This window comes from Desulfatibacillum alkenivorans DSM 16219, assembly GCF_900142135.1.
Taxonomy (GTDB): Bacteria; Desulfobacterota; Desulfobacteria; order Desulfobacterales; family Desulfatibacillaceae; genus Desulfatibacillum; species Desulfatibacillum alkenivorans.
This window is the reverse complement of sequence record NZ_FQZU01000005.1, coordinates 1-15,127: the sequence shown is the minus strand read 5'-3', so window position 1 is coordinate 15,127 and position 15,127 is coordinate 1. Positions and strand designations below refer to the sequence as shown.

15 protein-coding genes are annotated in these 15,127 nt (G+C 54.5%); 9 read left to right on the top strand and 6 right to left on the bottom strand.

The window, feature by feature from the left end; translation table 11 throughout:
- Positions 1-57: 57 nt before the first annotated feature.
- Positions 58-318 (top strand): hypothetical protein, encoded by a 261-nt coding sequence (locus tag BUE18_RS27440; RefSeq protein WP_139264627.1) that lies wholly within the window; start codon positions 58-60, stop codon positions 316-318.
- A gap of 14 nt (positions 319-332) precedes the next feature.
- Here BUE18_RS27440 and BUE18_RS05950 read toward each other — a convergent pair whose 3' ends face one another.
- Complete coding sequence (locus BUE18_RS05950; RefSeq protein ID WP_073473906.1) at positions 333-2,015, bottom strand: methyl-accepting chemotaxis protein; 1,683 nt, start codon at positions 2,013-2,015, stop codon at positions 333-335.
- A gap of 399 nt (positions 2,016-2,414) precedes the next feature.
- Positions 2,415-3,812: a sigma-54 interaction domain-containing protein gene (locus BUE18_RS05945; protein ID WP_083610807.1), complete on the bottom strand. Its 1,398-nt coding sequence runs from the start codon at positions 3,810-3,812 to the stop codon at positions 2,415-2,417.
- Positions 3,813-4,045: 233 nt separating this feature from the next.
- On the opposite strand from BUE18_RS05945, the gene trxA reads away from it, so the two are divergent.
- The 8 genes from trxA (at position 4,046) to BUE18_RS05905 (ending at position 10,825) form a co-directional block, all read left to right on the top strand.
- A complete protein-coding gene (gene trxA / locus BUE18_RS05940) occupies positions 4,046-4,354 on the top strand; it encodes a thioredoxin (protein ID WP_073473904.1) in 309 nt (102 codons plus the stop codon).
- Positions 4,355-4,380: 26 nt separating this feature from the next.
- A complete protein-coding gene (locus tag BUE18_RS05935; RefSeq protein WP_073473902.1) occupies positions 4,381-4,566 on the top strand; it encodes a hypothetical protein in 186 nt (61 codons plus the stop codon).
- Between the two features lie 14 nt (positions 4,567-4,580).
- Positions 4,581-5,606, top strand: a complete 1,026-nt coding sequence (locus BUE18_RS05930) for an arsenic resistance protein (RefSeq protein WP_073473900.1) — start codon at positions 4,581-4,583, stop codon at positions 5,604-5,606.
- 113 nt (positions 5,607-5,719) lie between these two features.
- Positions 5,720-7,060 carry an FAD-dependent oxidoreductase gene (locus BUE18_RS05925; protein ID WP_073473898.1) on the top strand — a complete coding sequence of 447 codons (1,341 nt, stop codon included), beginning with the start codon at positions 5,720-5,722 and terminating at the stop codon, positions 7,058-7,060.
- 21 nt (positions 7,061-7,081) lie between these two features.
- Positions 7,082-8,059 carry a 4Fe-4S dicluster domain-containing protein gene (locus BUE18_RS05920; protein ID WP_073473896.1) on the top strand — a complete coding sequence of 326 codons (978 nt, stop codon included), beginning with the start codon at positions 7,082-7,084 and terminating at the stop codon, positions 8,057-8,059.
- A 2-nt stretch (positions 8,060-8,061) separates the two neighbouring features.
- The gene (locus tag BUE18_RS05915) at positions 8,062-8,547 is read left to right on the top strand and encodes a FeS-binding protein (protein WP_073473895.1); all 486 of its coding nucleotides are present in this window, start codon (positions 8,062-8,064) and stop codon (positions 8,545-8,547) included.
- 21 nt (positions 8,548-8,568) lie between these two features.
- A complete protein-coding gene (locus tag BUE18_RS05910; RefSeq protein ID WP_073473893.1) occupies positions 8,569-10,194 on the top strand; it encodes a tetrathionate reductase family octaheme c-type cytochrome in 1,626 nt (541 codons plus the stop codon).
- A gap of 1 nt (position 10,195) precedes the next feature.
- Entirely contained in the window at positions 10,196-10,825 is a 630-nt protein-coding gene (locus BUE18_RS05905) for a cytochrome b/b6 domain-containing protein (protein ID WP_073473891.1), read from the top strand.
- Between the two features lie 173 nt (positions 10,826-10,998).
- Here the strand turns inward: BUE18_RS05905 and BUE18_RS05900 are convergent, their stop codons facing one another.
- From BUE18_RS05900 to BUE18_RS05885, 4 genes are all read right to left on the bottom strand, one after another.
- Positions 10,999-11,889: a hypothetical protein gene (locus BUE18_RS05900; RefSeq protein WP_073473889.1), complete on the bottom strand. Its 891-nt coding sequence runs from the start codon at positions 11,887-11,889 to the stop codon at positions 10,999-11,001.
- A gap of 342 nt (positions 11,890-12,231) precedes the next feature.
- A complete protein-coding gene (locus tag BUE18_RS05895) occupies positions 12,232-12,426 on the bottom strand; it encodes a hypothetical protein (protein ID WP_073473887.1) in 195 nt (64 codons plus the stop codon).
- Positions 12,427-12,536: 110 nt separating this feature from the next.
- The gene (locus BUE18_RS05890) at positions 12,537-13,433 is read right to left on the bottom strand and encodes a helix-turn-helix domain-containing protein (protein ID WP_244549289.1); all 897 of its coding nucleotides are present in this window, start codon (positions 13,431-13,433) and stop codon (positions 12,537-12,539) included.
- Positions 13,434-13,517: 84 nt separating this feature from the next.
- Positions 13,518-14,780 carry a phosphatidylserine decarboxylase family protein gene (locus BUE18_RS05885; protein ID WP_073473885.1) on the bottom strand — a complete coding sequence of 421 codons (1,263 nt, stop codon included), beginning with the start codon at positions 14,778-14,780 and terminating at the stop codon, positions 13,518-13,520.
- Positions 14,781-15,127 lie beyond the last annotated feature (347 nt).

Below are 15,127 nucleotides of genomic sequence, written 5' to 3'. Positions count from 1 at the left end.
CGGGAGCACAGTCATTGCGGATTAAGATTGTTGCAGATAGTTGGAATTGCAGGCATAATGAAAACTTCGGAAGTTAAATTATCAAATCTTAAGGAAACAAAAAAGGGAAATATACAACCAGAGAAAAAAACTCCGGGATTTAATAAAAAACGCGAGTTTTACCCTAGCAAAAATGACTTTTTTGACTGGAGATCTTTTTCATATCTCCAAGGCGGCCAGGGAAAAAGCAGGCGATCTATACAACAACAACCGGCGGAAAGGCCTTCATGCCGCATTCCTTCCCGCCGAAAAGCGGCGAGTCGAGGCGCCTTGGCCTGAAACCTTAAAAGAATTTACACCTTGATGTTGTCCACCAGTTTTTTCAGGGTTTCCGCAAGCTGCACCAACTCGCGGGAGCGCGACTCCATGAGTTTGGCGCCGGCCGTGTTCTGCTGCGTGGCGTCTTTGATGTCGGCCAGAGCATCCGTCACCTGGGACACCCCTTGAAGCTCCTGGCGGGAGGTGGAGGCGATTTTTTTGGTAAAGGCCACGGCGCCGTCAAAGCTGTCCGCCAGTCTGGACATGGAATCCGAAGCCTGTTCATTGAGATTCAGGCCGTGCTGGACTGCGGAGGCGCTTTGTTCGGCGGCTTTGGCGGCGGCTTCCGCGGCTTTTTGAATTTCCTTTAAAATGGAGCGCACCTGCCGCGTGGCGCCTTTGGACTGCTCGGACAAGGTCTTGACTTCCGCGGCAACCACCTGGAAGCCCTTGCCGAACTCCCCGGCCTTGGCCGCTTCAATGGAGGCGTTGACGGACAACAATTCAGACTGATGGGCCACTTCGTCCACCATGTCGATGATTTCGGCAATGCGTACAGCCTGGGCGCTGAGCCTGGCGATGCGTTCCCCCACTTCCACCACTTCCAGGTTGATCAAAGCCATGCCGTGCCCCATTTCTTCGGTGGCTTTCTTGCCTATTTCATAAATGGCGGCGGAATGCTCGGCGTAGGAGGCCACGGAATCGGCGTTTTCCGAAGAAGTCTGAACAGCCTGCTTGAGTTCCTGAGCCGTCACGTTGATCTCGGAAACCGACGCGGATGTCTCGGTGGCTGTCGTGGCGAACTGATTAGCCGTGGAGGAAAGATCCTGGGCGGATTCCGTCAGGGTTTCCGCTCCATTCATGATTTTCACGGCCAAATCCCGCAAAGCCTCGCAAATGGCGTTGATGGCAATGGCCAGGTCGCGGGTTTCGTCCTTGGTTTCCACTTCAAGGCGCCGGTCGAACCCGCCTTTTGACACCCTCTGGGAAAACCGGATGGCCTTGACGATGGGTTTTACAATGGAACGTCCCATGAAATAGGAGGCCGTCACGCTCAAGGCCAGAAACAGGACAAAGGTTCCCACAAAAACCCGGCGCACCGTCTTGACGACCCATTTCTTAAAATCGCTGATCGCTGTGGTGAAATTCTCTTTAGCCTTCACAAGGCTCTTGAGGGACTCGTCAATTTTCGGCTTCAGGCCGGCCCGGTATTCCGGATCAGGATGGGTGCGATACTCCTCCATGATCGCCATAAACCGGTCTTCCTGGGCCACGGTGTCTTTGGCCGCCTGTATCATGGCGGCCATCATGGGGTTGGACCGGAGCTTCATTCCCAACTCCACCGTTTCCTTGCCTTCCTCCGTACTCATGTTGTCGAGCAGCCGCCCCATACCATCAATTTTTTCCCGAATCTCCTCAACGGAATAACTGCCGTCCGCCATGCTGAACTGAAAGGCGACTCCCCTGACCCTGGTGCGGATTTCCTTAAACTTTTCGTAATCCTCCGGGTTCCCCTCGTACATGTAACGCTGCAAGTAATCCAGGGATTCGAAATGCATGGTGGTATGCTGATGGAGGCCTTCCTGCAGGCCCATCATTTGCTCCATCACCTGCAAGACAACCAGGCCCGCGCCCAGGATGAATACGGAAGCCATCACCCCGGTCAAGGCCAGCACAACCGTTTTTTTTCTAATGGAATCATTCAAGGACAAACGCATACGGCAAACACTCCTCTGGAGTCCGGAAAAGGCGCCCAAATATACCTGTGGCTCTTTGTTTAAAGCAGGCTTGGAATTTCCTGGAGATCATAAAATGGAGATTGAACAAATTCAAAACGCACTACATTTCTCTGGTCCCCCCCGCCCTGTACAAGGTATTACACCGTTCTATAAAACCACCAAAACCCTATTAGCTCAAGAGGCAAATTTTCAATTCCGGACGATCACGAACTCCAAATATATCTATATGATCATTATTTAAAATGGTTTTATTTGATATAATAAAACAGTTCACTATATTAAATATATATCTTTTACGTGTTTTTTTGTAATATACTCCAATTAGAAGCTCCGCGCCTTTTATTCATTTTTTATTTCAAAATTGAGGAAAAAGCCTAATTAGCCCTCTTCCGGTCTAAGAGGAATATCCCACTTTTTCATGTATTTCCAGATAGAGGTGCGGCTTTTGCCCAAGCGGCGGCCCGCTTCGGCCTTGTTCCAGCCGCTTTGCTCCAGGGCTTCCAGCAGCCTTTCCTGGGTGATTTTCCCACGAAACCCGGGTCCGTCGTCCGAACATGGAAGGGGCTCGGGGGCGGCCTCCCGCCTGATTTCATAAGGCAGGTCATCCACGTCGATCATCCCTGAAGACCGCAGGACAAAAGCATGCTCCACGGCGTTTTCCAATTCCCGCACATTGCCTGGCCAGCCATATTCCAAGAGCTTTCGCATGGCCTTGTCCCCAACCCCTTCCAGGTTTTTTCCCGTCTTGGCGTTTTCCTCCATTCGAAAATGATCCACGAGTAAAGGAATGTCCCTCCTGCGCTCCCGCAGAGGAGGAATATGGATGGGGAAAACCTTTAGCCTATAATAAAGATCCTGACGAAAAGCGCCTTCCTCCACCAGGGAAAGCAGGTTTTTGTGAGTGGCTGCAATCACCCGGATATTGATTTTGCGGGAGATGGACTCGCCCACGCGCTCAATCTCCCTTTCCTGAAGCACCCTCAAGAGGCGAACCTGCACCGCCGGGGTGAGCTCGGCAATTTCGTCCAGAAAAATCGTACCATCCATGGCCTGCTCAAACCGCCCCACCCTGTCCCGGATGGCCCCGGTGAAAGCGCCTTTTACATGCCCGAACAACTCGCTTTCCAAGAGGGTTTCCGAAAGAGCGGAGCAGTTGACCGTTACCATGGGGCCAGTGGAGCGGCTGCTGTGATAATGAATGGCGCCGGCCACAAGCTCCTTGCCCGTCCCCGACTCGCCGGTGACCAAAACCGTGACGTCGCTGGCCGCGGCCGCCTTGATGGCGGTAAAAACCTCCATCATGCCCTGGCTCTTGCCCACAATATTGCCGAACTCATGCATCTCGCCCAGACGGCGGGCGGCCTCCTCCGCCTCCTCCCTGGCCCGTTTGATTTCGGTCAGGTCCGTGATGGTTTCCACAATGCCTTCCATCTCCCCCTGCTCATTGAACACGGGGCGGGCGTTTTTGATCACGGCCACATCATGGCCGTTTTTATGCCGGAGGGCGCACTCCTTGCTCACGCCCTTTTTGTATTTCCTGACCCCGCAATCCATAAAATTGGTGGGGCACCCCTTTTGCACGCATTGGTCGAACTGAAGCATCTGACAAGTCATGCCCAGCGCCTCCGCGGCCTTGTACCCGGAAATCTTCTCCATGGCCCGGTTCCACGAGGTGACGCGCCCCTGGGAGTCCATGGTGAAAACCCCCTCCGCCATGGAGTCCATGATCATATTGACAAAGCGCAGATCCCAAATCTGATGATTATCCGCGTTCAAAGCGTTCACTCCCTGTTAAATTAACGCAAGGTAACGTTACCTGTTAACATAGGCAACGTTACTCGTTCCGTCAAGTCCGGATCCAAAATCCGGGAATATTTCCTTCACAAATTATTATTTAACTGAAATTTCAGAATATTACAAAAGACTTGGTATTTCCAGCCCCCTTGGCGCCCCTCTTGCTCTATCATCAGGCCGGGAGACAAAGAACCTTTTTTCAGGAGAATAAATCCATGGAAATCAATGAAACGAGCTTTGGAAAAGTGACAGGCAAAGGCGTATCCCTTGTGGATTTTTACGCCACATGGTGCGGCCCGTGCAAGGCCCAGGAACCCATTATCAAGGAACTGGAGAAGAATTTCACCGGCAGGGCGGTGGTGACCAAAATGGACGTGGACCAGAATCGGGATACGGCGGCCAAGCTGGGAATTTCCAGCATCCCCACCGTGGTGGTGTTCAAGGACGGCAAGGAAGTGGAGCGCTTCATCGGCCTCCAGAACCGGCAGACATTGAGTGCGGCCCTGGAAAGCGCGTTGCTTTAAAGTTCAGGACCTGAAGGAGGACAGTTATGGGAAAATGCGCGAATCATCCTGACCGGGAAACAAGCTACATGTGCATGAAGAACGGGACCTACCTGTGTGAGGACTGCCTGAAGTGCATGAGCCCCAATGTCCACTGTAAATTCAGACCGTCCTGCCCCATTTGGTTTATGGATAAAAAGGGCGGAAAAGACATTGATACGGACGCAGCCTGAACAGGAGGAGCGCCATGTGGAAAATCCTGGCTAAAATCAATAAAAACTTAATCTTTGCCATCCCAATCATGATGGTCCTGGGCTTTGTATTTGGAATATTCGTCCAGGCCTCGTTTTTAAAAGCCGCCATCATTCCGTTGACCTTCCTCATGGTCTACCCCATGATGGTGAACCTGAAAATCAAGAAAGTCTTTGAAGGCGGAGACGTCAAGGCCCAGGTCATGACCCAGGTGGTCAACTTCGGCGTGATTCCCTTCGCAGCCTTCGGCCTGGGGCAATGGTTCTTTCCGGACCAGCCTTATATGGCTCTGGGACTGCTCCTTGCGGGTCTGGTCCCCACGAGCGGCATGACCATTTCGTGGACCGGATTCGCCAACGGCAACGTGGCGGCCGCCGTGAAAATGACGGTCATCGGCCTGACGCTGGGATCCATAGCCACGCCTTTTTACGTCAAGGCCTTGATGGGCGCGGAACTGGAAGTGAACATCATGGCGGTGATGAAGCAAATCCTGTTCATCGTGTTTTTACCCATGGCCGCCGGCTTTATCACCCAGCAGGCATTGATCAGAAAGTACGGCCAGGAGCAGTTCCAGCAGCATTTGGCGCCGCGTTTTCCCGGCCTGTCCACCGCCGGGGTCTTGGGCATCGTTTTTGTGGCCATGGCGCTGAAAGCCAAAGCCATCGCCGCTTCGCCTCAAATGTTAGCATACATTTTGTTGCCGCTTGGCATACTTTATGCTATAAATTATTTACTGAGCACATTGTTAGGGAAGTGGCTCTTGCATGAAAAAGACGCAAAAGCCATGGTTTACGGGTCGGTGATGCGAAACCTTTCCATCGCCCTGGCCATTTCCATCAACGCCTTCGGCCCCCAGGGCTCCACAGCCGCTTTGGTGATTGCTGTGGCGTACATTATTCAGGTGCAGTCCGCCGCCTGGTACGTTAAATTTTCCGAGAACATATTTTCCTCAGGCGGGGAAAATCCTGAAAAGCCGGCCGTCGCGCCGGTCAAGCCCCGAAAAGGAGTCTCTACGGGTTGATTAGAAATGCCTTATTTTTTCCGCAGGCCGCGCTCCCTTTACGGGAGCAGCGGCAGCGGTGCGTTTAAAGACCGCCCACGGAGGGACCGGGCTGTCAGGAGGGAAGTAGTGATATGAGATTTTTGGTAATTGGAGGGGACGCGGCGGGCATGAGCGCCGCCAGCAGGGCCAAAAGGCTCTCCCCGGACATGGAAGTCATTGTGTTGGAAAAGACCGAGGACGTATCCTACAGCGCCTGCGGTATGCCTTACAACATTGGAGACGAATCGCGGGACCTGGAGGACCTGGTGGTCCGCAAGGCCCAGGCGTTCAGAGACAAACAGGGAATCAACCTGCTCACCGGGCATGAAGCCCTGGAGTTGGATCCCGGCAGCAAAGCCGTGAGAGGCAGGACTTCCCAAGGAGAGGATTTTGAGTACTATTACGACAAACTTCTGATCGCCACGGGCGGATCGGCCGTCATCCCTCCGCTGGAAGGCATGGACAGCCCCGGCGTCCTGCCTTTGAAAAGCCTGGAGCACGCCCGCAGAATCAAGTCCCTCATTACGAATTCCAAGGTTAAAAAAGCCGTCATTCTCGGCATGGGATACATCGGCCTGGAAATGTGCGAGGCCCTGACCGAAAGAGGCGTGGAAGTCTCCATGGTCAAGCCCAATCCCATGTTTCTGCCCTGGATGGACCGGGAGCTTGCAGACCGTCTCCAGCAGGAGGTGGAATCCCGCGGCGCCAAACTGTATCTGGGCCATGAATTGCAAAAAGTCGAAAACACCGGCTCAGGCCTTAAGATCGTATGCAACGATTTAACCCTGGATGCGGACCTGCTCATTCCCGCCATAGGGATTACGCCCAACAGCGAAATGGCCTCCAAGGCCGGTCTGAAAACCAGCGTGGGCAATTCCATCGCCGTGGACAAGGGACTTAAAACCTCGGACGACAACATTTACTCCGCCGGCGACTGCGCCGACGCCTACCACGTGGTTTCCGGCCAAAAAACCTGGATCCCCCTGGCCTTGTACGCCAACCGGGGCGGCTGGGCCGTGGCCGACAACGTGAACGGCAAAGGCGTGGAAGTGCCGGGCGTTGCGGGCTCCGCCGTGTTCAAGGTCTTTGACTTTGAGGCGGCCCGCACGGGCCTCAACATGCGCGAGGCGGAAAAAGCCGGTTTCGAGCCCGTGAGCGTCACCATAAAAACCAGGTCCCGCGCCCACGGCCACCCGGGCAATTCCACCCTCCGGGTGCATATGGTGGGCGATAAAAAAACGGGCCGGCTTCTCGGCATACAGATGGTGGGCAGGGACGGCTGCGCCCATCGCATCAACACGGGAGCTGCCGCCTTGCATAGCCGCATGACCGCGGCGGAGTTCAGCCAAATGGACCTGGCTTACGCCCCGCCCTTCGGCCCGGTTTGGGACCCCCTGCTGACGGCTGCAAACCAATTAGTGAAAAAACTCTAATTCTCAAGGAGATAAAACGAGATGGGAAAAATTTCCCGAAGATCGTTCATTAAAGGAAGCCTGGCGGCGGCCGGCGCCCTGAGCGTCTCCGCCGCCCCCCTGCCCGCTTCCGCAAAAGGAATAGGCCCCGGGGAACTGGCCACCATGCTGGACATCGGCAAATGCATTGGATGCGGCGCCTGCGTGGAAGCCTGCCGGGATAGCAACGAGCACAAATTTCCCGAGCCGGACAAACCCTTTCCCAAAATGTATCCTCCCAGGGTGAAGACCGCCGACTGGTCGGAACAGAGGGACGTGGACGACCGCCTGACCCCCTACAACTGGCTGTTCATCCAATACGCGGACGTGGAGATCGACGGAGAGCAAACCACCCTCACCGTGCCGCGCCGATGTATGCACTGCACCAACCCGCCCTGCGCCGACCTTTGCCCTTTTGGCGCCGCCAGAAAGCTGAAAAACGGCATCACCCGGATTCACCCGGACATCTGCCTGGGCGGCGCCAAATGCAAGATGGTCTGTCCGTGGGATATCCCCGAACGCCAGACAGGCGTTGGGCCCTATTTGCAGGTGCTGCCCAACTTTGCGGGAAACGGCGTCATGTTCAAATGCGACCGCTGTTACGACCTGATCGAACAGGGGAATCTGCCGGCCTGCATCGAGGCCTGCCCCGAGGACGTCCAGACAATAGGCCCCAGGGACGAGATCATCGCCGCGGCCTACGCCCGGGCCAAGGAAATCAACGGATACGTGTACGGCGACAAAGAGAACGGAGGAACCAACACCATTTATGTGTCTCCCGTTCCTTTTGACGTTTTGAACGAAGCCCTGGATAAAGGCCCCGGCATGCCCCATATGGCGCCTGTGCCTGATTCCATGGCCAATGCGGATACCCTGGCGAAAGCCATGATTTTGGCCCCGATTGCCGGATTGGCGGCCGGATTCATCAAATTCACCGGGGGCGGCAAACCTTCCAACCCATCGAACAAAAAGGAGTCTTAATCATGGAAAAGACAGTTGCAAGAAGCAGCGCTGCGCCGTCCAAAGCCATGGTCAGGCTCTATATAGCCGTCACCGCGGTTTTGGCTTTCACCGGCTTCGGCCAGATGCCCATTTTCAAACGGTACTACCTGGCGGACATTCCCGGGCTGGGATGGAGCGCGAATTTTTACGCCACCCACGCCATCCACTACCTGGGCGCCAGCCTGTTGTTCTTCCTGATGGCGTACCATATCACGGGCTATTTTCTGGCCGGAAGGCATTCCTACTCCCTGACCAAGTCGGGTTGGGCCAGGGTGATTTTCCTGGCGGGCCTGACCGTCACGGGGATCTTTCGTGTTCTGAAGAATATGCCGGATATTGTGTTTTCCCCCAACTTCACCATGTTCATCGACTTCGCCCACCTGGGCTTTGCCATGCTCTTTTTATTTTCATGCTTGGGTTTTCTTATATTTCGGACAGGATGGCTTAAGGAGGTAACTCACAACTAATCTTTATTCAGGGGAGGCTCTATGTACAGAAAACTAGGCTTTTTCGCACTGGCCGCCTGTTTGGCGATCGGGCTTGGACTAGCCCTTTCGGCCAGCGCGGCCACCGGGGATGGAGGAGAGGGTCCCAAACCGCCGTTCGGAAACCCTCATTCCGCAAACAACACGGCGGATCACTCTAAATTTGAGGAACTGCAGCAGGATTTCAAGTCGGGCCCGGAAGTCACCAAGGCCTGCCTAAGCTGCCACAACGAAGCTGCGGAGCAGTTTCAAAAAACCATCCATTGGAAATGGCTGTGCCCGGCCGCCAAGCCCGAAGCCAAGCTCGGCAAGGCAGGGTACGTGGTGAACAATTTCTGCATCAACATCAATTCCAATGAACCGCGCTGTACGTCCTGCCATGCGGGCTACGGCTACAAGGACAAAAACTTCGACTTTTCCGTGCAGGAAAACGTGGACTGTCTGGTCTGCCACGAGCAAACCGGAACTTACAAAAAATTTCCCCCGGGCGCGGGCTATGTGGTTAAAGAGCCCACCATGTTTGGAGGAAAGGAATGGCTGCCGCCTGATTTTGCCAAGGTGGCTCAATCCGTGGCCCTGCCCACCCGTAAGAATTGCGGAACCTGTCATTTTTACGGCGGCGGCGGCGAAGGGGTCAAGCACGGAGACCTGGACGCCAGCCTGTATAAACCAAAATGGGACCTGGACGTTCACATGAACGTTGACGGGGAAAACTTCACCTGCACCCGCTGCCACACCACGGTGCAGCACGCCGTTGCCGGACGGTGCTACAAGTCCACCCCGCTCACCGACCGCAGGAGCCTGCTGGATTCCGACCTCATCCACCGGATTACCTGTTATTCCTGCCATTCGGACAAACCGCACAAGACCGACGCCAAGCTGAACGACCACACAGACAAGGTGTCTTGCCAGGCCTGCCACATTCCGGAATTCGCCAGGGAGCACTCCACCAAAATGTCCTGGGACTGGTCCACAGCCGGCAAAAAGAACGCCAAGGGCAAGCCGCTGGTCATCGAAAAGGACGGACGCCATTCCTACAATGGCATGAAGGGGGATTTTGTCTGGAAGAAGAACGTGGTCCCGGAATACAAATGGTATAACGGAAAACTGACCTACCTGACCCTGACGGACAAAATCGATCCGGCCAAGCAGCCCATAGAGATCAACAAGGCTCACGGCTCTTACGACGACCCGGACGCCCGCATCTTTCCGTTCAAGGTGCACAAAGGAAAACAGCCTTTCGACAAGGTGAACAACACCTTTGTGGTTCCTCATCTTTTCGGCAAGGATAAAAACGCCTACTGGAAGGGATACAGCTGGGCCAACGCCATTCAAACAGGCATGGACTACGTAGGACTGCCCTACTCCGGAGAGTTCGACTTTATCAGCACGGAGTACATGTACCAGACCACCCACATGGTCGCGCCCAAGGAAAAAGCCCTTTCCTGCGACGCCTGCCACGCTCCCCAGGGGCGTTTGGCCAAGCTCACCGGCTTTTACCTGCCGGGCAGGGACGCCAATGGCTTCGTGGATTACGCCGGATGGCTCATCGTCGTCGCCTCTTTACTCGGAGTCCTGTTCCACGGACTGATTCGCATTGCCTCCTCGGGCAATGGAAAGGAGGAATAAGATGAGTCAAACGCCTATGAAAAAAATCTATCTGTATACGCGTTTTGAACGCTTCTGGCATTGGGCTCAGGCCGTGCTGATTCTGTTCCTGCTTTTCACGGGCCTGGAAGTGCACGGGGTATACGCCATCTTCGGATACGAAGAAGCCGTGGAGCTCCACAACCTGGCCGCCTGGACCTGGCTGATCCTGTATATCTTCATTATATTCTGGGAGGCCACCACCGGCGAGTGGAAGCAATACATCCCCACCACCAGAAAGCTGGTGACCGTGGCCATGTATTACAGCATCGGCATCTTCCGGGGAGATCCCCATCCCGTGCCCAAGACGGAACGGGTCAAGCACAATCCTCTGCAGCGCCTTACCTACCTGGGCATCGCCCTGGTTCTGGTGCCGCTGCAAATCGTCACGGGGATTCTGTATTATTTCTATAACGACTGGGCCGTCCTGGGCATCCACATGAAGCTGGGAACCCTGGCGGCCGTGCACATGTTCGGGGCTTTGATGCTTTTGGCCTTCGTCATCGTCCATGTGTATATGACCACCACGGGCCACACCATCATGGCCCACATCAAGGCCATGATCTCCGGCTGGGAGGAAGTTCCCGACACGCCGGAAGAAAAGGAAGCATAGACCCGAAGCAGCCGGGGGCGAAAGCCTCCGGCTGTTTCATTTCCTATAACAACCAAATTGCTGCCCCCTTGGATCCAACCGCAAGCGCCCCTGCCCCGCACCTGCCGCAATGAGCACTCAAACCGAAAAACGAATCAAGGGAACAAGGCGCCCGCCTATGCTGCTTTCCGCCATTAGGACTTAGGTTTCTCCTCATCTTCATCATCGTCGTAAATCTTTAGGTCCGGGTACAGCTTCTTGGCGCATTCCGGGCAGATGCTATGGGTGAGCCCCTTGTTGGTCATCTTTTCAATATAGCTTTCCACCACCTCCCAGTACCCCTGGTCATCCCGGATTTTTTTGCAACGGGCGCAGATGGGGATCAATCGAGTCAATTCCTTAATATTCTCACCCGCGGACGCCAGATCCAATTCCATGCGTTGAGCGTTCAGAGCGATGAGTCCGCTCATGGTAAGCACGCAATAAAGGATGTAAATCATAAAGCTCATCCCTTGTATGGCGCCTGCGGAAAAAAAGGAGGTGATATCGGGCTCCCAAAGCGGAGTGATTATTGCGCGAAAAAAGTTCCAGACTATTTGAAAGGCGAAAACGGCCTTAAGCAGGTTGTTGCTGCACTCATACTCAAGTCCGCCCCGTCTCAGCAGCAACGCCAGGCACAAAAGAAGCAGCAGGCAGAGAATGAGAGAGACAGCCACAATGCGCATGAGCACGTTCGGATGCCAATAGGTGTAATAGGTCAAAATCCCTGCACCCGCGGCCAGTATAAGGCCTGGCGCCCAGAGCCTTTTGGGGAACTGCTTAAATTCACCCAACCCGTAAAAAATCAACACTGGGAAAGCCATGATGCAGGAATTGGCGGCTATGATGGAAATCCAGTCCGGCGCCTGCTGGCGAAGACTCATAAGGATCATCCCCAGACCGGCAAGGACGAACCCGGCAGTCCAGCTTTTAAAACCCGGATACGTGAGCCGGGACAAGGAAAAATAGGCCATGATGGCCGCGCAAGTGATGCTGATGAGGCCGGCTGCCATGGATAGCGTTTGTATATGAAAAAAAGCCTGCATAAATGTTTTGCCGATACTCCTTCTCTCTATTGACAAGAGCCAAGCGATTGAAAACCCCAAAGCGCCGTTGGAGGCGCTATTCCCGTCTCCGCCGTCTATTGCAGATATCCGGCATTAAATATTTAGATTCTTACAATAATGAAAGAATGTATTATTCTTTCCTTTATGTCAACTAATTGGAAAAGCAGGCAGGATCCGCAAAGATGCTTTCCGGGAATGGACGATTGGGACCGGACGGCTTGTATAACTCCTTTGATCCGGCAAAAAAACAGCCCGCGGATTAAGGCAAGGATTCAAATCCGCGGGCTGGAAGCCAGTTAAGCCTGTTTTCGAATGCAGGCGCTATCCGTCAACCGCCACCAGGGACAGTCCCAGACGGCTCTCCAGAGCCTGAATTTTCTTGAGTTTGTCATCATCCAGCGCGGCCGGGGCGGTTTTGTGGCATGAGAAAGCCAGAACCGTTTTTCCCAGTTCGGACTCCAGGGCCTGGATTTCCTTAAGATCTTTTTCTTCGAGTTTGGAAAGACTGCACAGCATAGGACGCCTCCTTGTTTAAGGTTTATCAAATGATGCTGACTAAATGATACAGCCCCAACTGCGGGAGGGCAACGCTGGAAGTCTGACGGTCTAATGATAGGTAAAACCCGTCATTTTTCCAGTGACAGGAGGTGAGACCGGAGGTTTGTGGAGGAGTTGGTCAGGCCAAGTTTGTCGCGCAGATTGCGGCGGTGAAAATTGACCGTGGTTATGGACAGATAGAGCAGGCCTGCAATTTCCTTGGTGGATTTTCCCGCTTTGACCAGGGAGGCGATTTCCATCTCCCGGGGCGTGAGCACGGCTTCCAGGTTGGAAAGCCGGCGTAAGAAAGGCGAGGCGATTTCATTCAGCCCGGAAGAAATCAACTGGACCAACTGCCGAGCCTCGGGCCTCACCAAAATCTCCTGCAGCCTTTGGACGTTCGGCAGGACCGAATCCTTGAGATTCTGCAGAATGGTTTGCTCCATCTCTTGAATATCTTCGTCCCGCTGGCGCAGCACGGCGCGCAGGGCCGCGTTGGCTTCTTCCAAATGCAGGGTTTTTTGCTTAAGCTCTTCTTCCCGCTGTCGAAGCCGGCTTTCGGCTTCTTTCAGGGCGGTGATGTTTTCGTGGCTGACCACAACCCGCAAGGAGTCAGACCCCACAGCCCTGGCGGCCCGCATATAAAACCATCTTTTCTCTTCGGGCGAGTGGCAGGGGTAATCCAGGACAAACTCTTCGACCTCTCCTTTTATGACTTTGCGGATCCCGTCCGCAACCTCCTTGGATTTTTCAGCCGACTCCCCCTGGGCGGAGTCGCAAACGTCCAGGTAGTTCACGTTCAGGGTGTCAGGCCGTATGCTTATCTGGTTGGATTGCGCAAACCGCTCCCATGCCCGGTTGGTTTCCAGGATCATTCCGTTTTCGTCAATGATGGCCACGTGCGCCGATAGCGAATTCAGGATGGTTTTGGCGTACTGCTGCGTCTCTTTGATGATGGTCTCGGCCTGCCTGGCGTCCATTTTCATTGCCTGCCCCGGATTGAAGTTGAACAAAAACTATACCATTCGCGGGATATTTACGGCAATGTTTTTGGGCGTCGCCCCATACAGTTACTGCCCGGATGCTCCCGTCACCGCAGCAATTTTGGAGCGGACCGGGATGTTGGCGGAATGCAGGCCGGGAGTCTGCCCGTGAAGATCAAACGCTAAACTCACCCCGGGTCGGAAAAACAGGACGTGTGTGGAGCCTCCAAAATGGAACATGCCAAGGGGGTCGCCCTTGTTTACATGCTGCCCCTTTTTGACCGTAACCTCGTTGGAGGAGACTTCCGCCATACCCACGAACATGATCGCCATCAGCCCGATGTCGGGATTGTCCGCCTGGATGAACACCAAAGCCCGAGCCGCTGTTTGGGTGATGTAGCCTTGGGATTCGTTGGGGCTGGCGGGATCGAATCCCATGGCGGGCGCTGCGGCGTAATAGGAGCCGTCAATCAACCGGGTTTTGACGATGGTCCCGCTTACCGGGCTGTGCCAGCGATGGTAGCTAAGGGCGCTTAAAAAGGCCTGATACAAGGTACCCCCCACGAACTCCCCGGCCAGGGGATCTCCATCCATCATATGCAGCAGAGAGTACGGCTGCTCCTTGATCCAAAACTTGTCGCGCAGTTGAACATTGCGGGCCAGTCTGTAGGGGGCGGATTCACAGGCGTTGGCGATGACCGAATCATCCTTGGGGGAGGCCACGGGACGCCTGCCCTCCCGGAATGTCCGGGTGAAAAAATCGTCCCAGGAAGTAAATCCGTAATAGGGCTTGGAGGGGTCGCATTTGAAATCCTCCACAAAGTCGGGCATGGCTTTTTGGGCGTCCCGGCCGAACCATCCGTGCTCAGGATCGTCGCTCAGCACGTAGCATGATTCGGGCGACTCCAAGAACACCGACCATTGCGCCAGAATTTTTTTCAACTGCCTGTTCACCCTGGGGTCCATAAACGCCTCGGCGCCGGCCGGCGTGCCCATGGGCCAATCCAGAATCGCGTTGATAGGGAAGCCCACAAGCCCTGACTGATTGAACTCCGGCGCTTGCGTCAGGATGCCGTCCAGCTGTTTTAACATCTGGTTGTAATCCGTCAGTTGGGGCTGACCCGTAGGGTCCTTCAGGTAGGGCTTCATCGGAACCTGATCGAACATCTCCGTAAAGAGCCGATACAAATTGGGGTCGTTATCAATCAGGTCCTTCAATTCCTGGACGACCGGAGACAATCCGCTTTGAGGGGCATTATCCCCATGGGCCGAACAGGACGTCGAAACCGCGCCCGCCAGAAATATCAAACAAGCCGCAACAACCAAGCCTGACAATCGATGCTTTCTCATCCTGACGCCCTCCCTGTTTTGTATTGATTTTTATGCAGCAAGCGCTGCGGCGATCGTCTATGGGCAAGGTGCATTTCTTCATGACCCCCGACGATTCCTCTTAGAAAGCGCCAAGGCCTGAGAATGGACGCTGACCTGCCATGGGACAAAAAAAGGCGCAACGATTTTTCAATATACAATCATTGGTAGCACAGATTAATCTCAGCAGTCAATGCGGCATAAATACCCAAAATCCGCGATTGGATTTGCCGGAGGGGTGGTTTGAACATTTCAGGGCGTTTCAGCCCTTTTTTTAGGAGTCCGGCGGACTCATCGCCCCCTCCAGGATGGCCAGGGAAGAATCCTCA

Bases quoted from the DNA above. Each gene is read 5' to 3' on its own strand.
- BUE18_RS27440 (WP_139264627.1), top strand. From the start codon at position 58: ATGAAAACTTCGGAAGTTAAATTATCAAATCTTAAGGAAACAAAAAAG.
- BUE18_RS05950 (WP_073473906.1), bottom strand. From the start codon at position 2,015: ATGCGTTTGTCCTTGAATGATTCCATTAGAAAAAAAACGGTTGTGCTG.
- trxA (WP_073473904.1), top strand. From the start codon at position 4,046: ATGGAAATCAATGAAACGAGCTTTGGAAAAGTGACAGGCAAAGGCGTA.
- BUE18_RS05935 (WP_073473902.1), top strand. From the start codon at position 4,381: ATGGGAAAATGCGCGAATCATCCTGACCGGGAAACAAGCTACATGTGC.
- BUE18_RS05930 (WP_073473900.1), top strand. From the start codon at position 4,581: ATGTGGAAAATCCTGGCTAAAATCAATAAAAACTTAATCTTTGCCATC.
- BUE18_RS05925 (WP_073473898.1), top strand. From the start codon at position 5,720: ATGAGATTTTTGGTAATTGGAGGGGACGCGGCGGGCATGAGCGCCGCC.
- BUE18_RS05920 (WP_073473896.1), top strand. From the start codon at position 7,082: ATGGGAAAAATTTCCCGAAGATCGTTCATTAAAGGAAGCCTGGCGGCG.
- BUE18_RS05915 (WP_073473895.1), top strand. From the start codon at position 8,062: ATGGAAAAGACAGTTGCAAGAAGCAGCGCTGCGCCGTCCAAAGCCATG.
- BUE18_RS05910 (WP_073473893.1), top strand. From the start codon at position 8,569: ATGTACAGAAAACTAGGCTTTTTCGCACTGGCCGCCTGTTTGGCGATC.
- BUE18_RS05905 (WP_073473891.1), top strand. From the start codon at position 10,196: ATGAGTCAAACGCCTATGAAAAAAATCTATCTGTATACGCGTTTTGAA.
- BUE18_RS05900 (WP_073473889.1), bottom strand. From the start codon at position 11,889: ATGCAGGCTTTTTTTCATATACAAACGCTATCCATGGCAGCCGGCCTC.
- BUE18_RS05895 (WP_073473887.1), bottom strand. From the start codon at position 12,426: ATGCTGTGCAGTCTTTCCAAACTCGAAGAAAAAGATCTTAAGGAAATC.
- BUE18_RS05890 (WP_244549289.1), bottom strand. From the start codon at position 13,433: ATGAAAATGGACGCCAGGCAGGCCGAGACCATCATCAAAGAGACGCAG.
- BUE18_RS05885 (WP_073473885.1), bottom strand. From the start codon at position 14,780: ATGAGAAAGCATCGATTGTCAGGCTTGGTTGTTGCGGCTTGTTTGATA.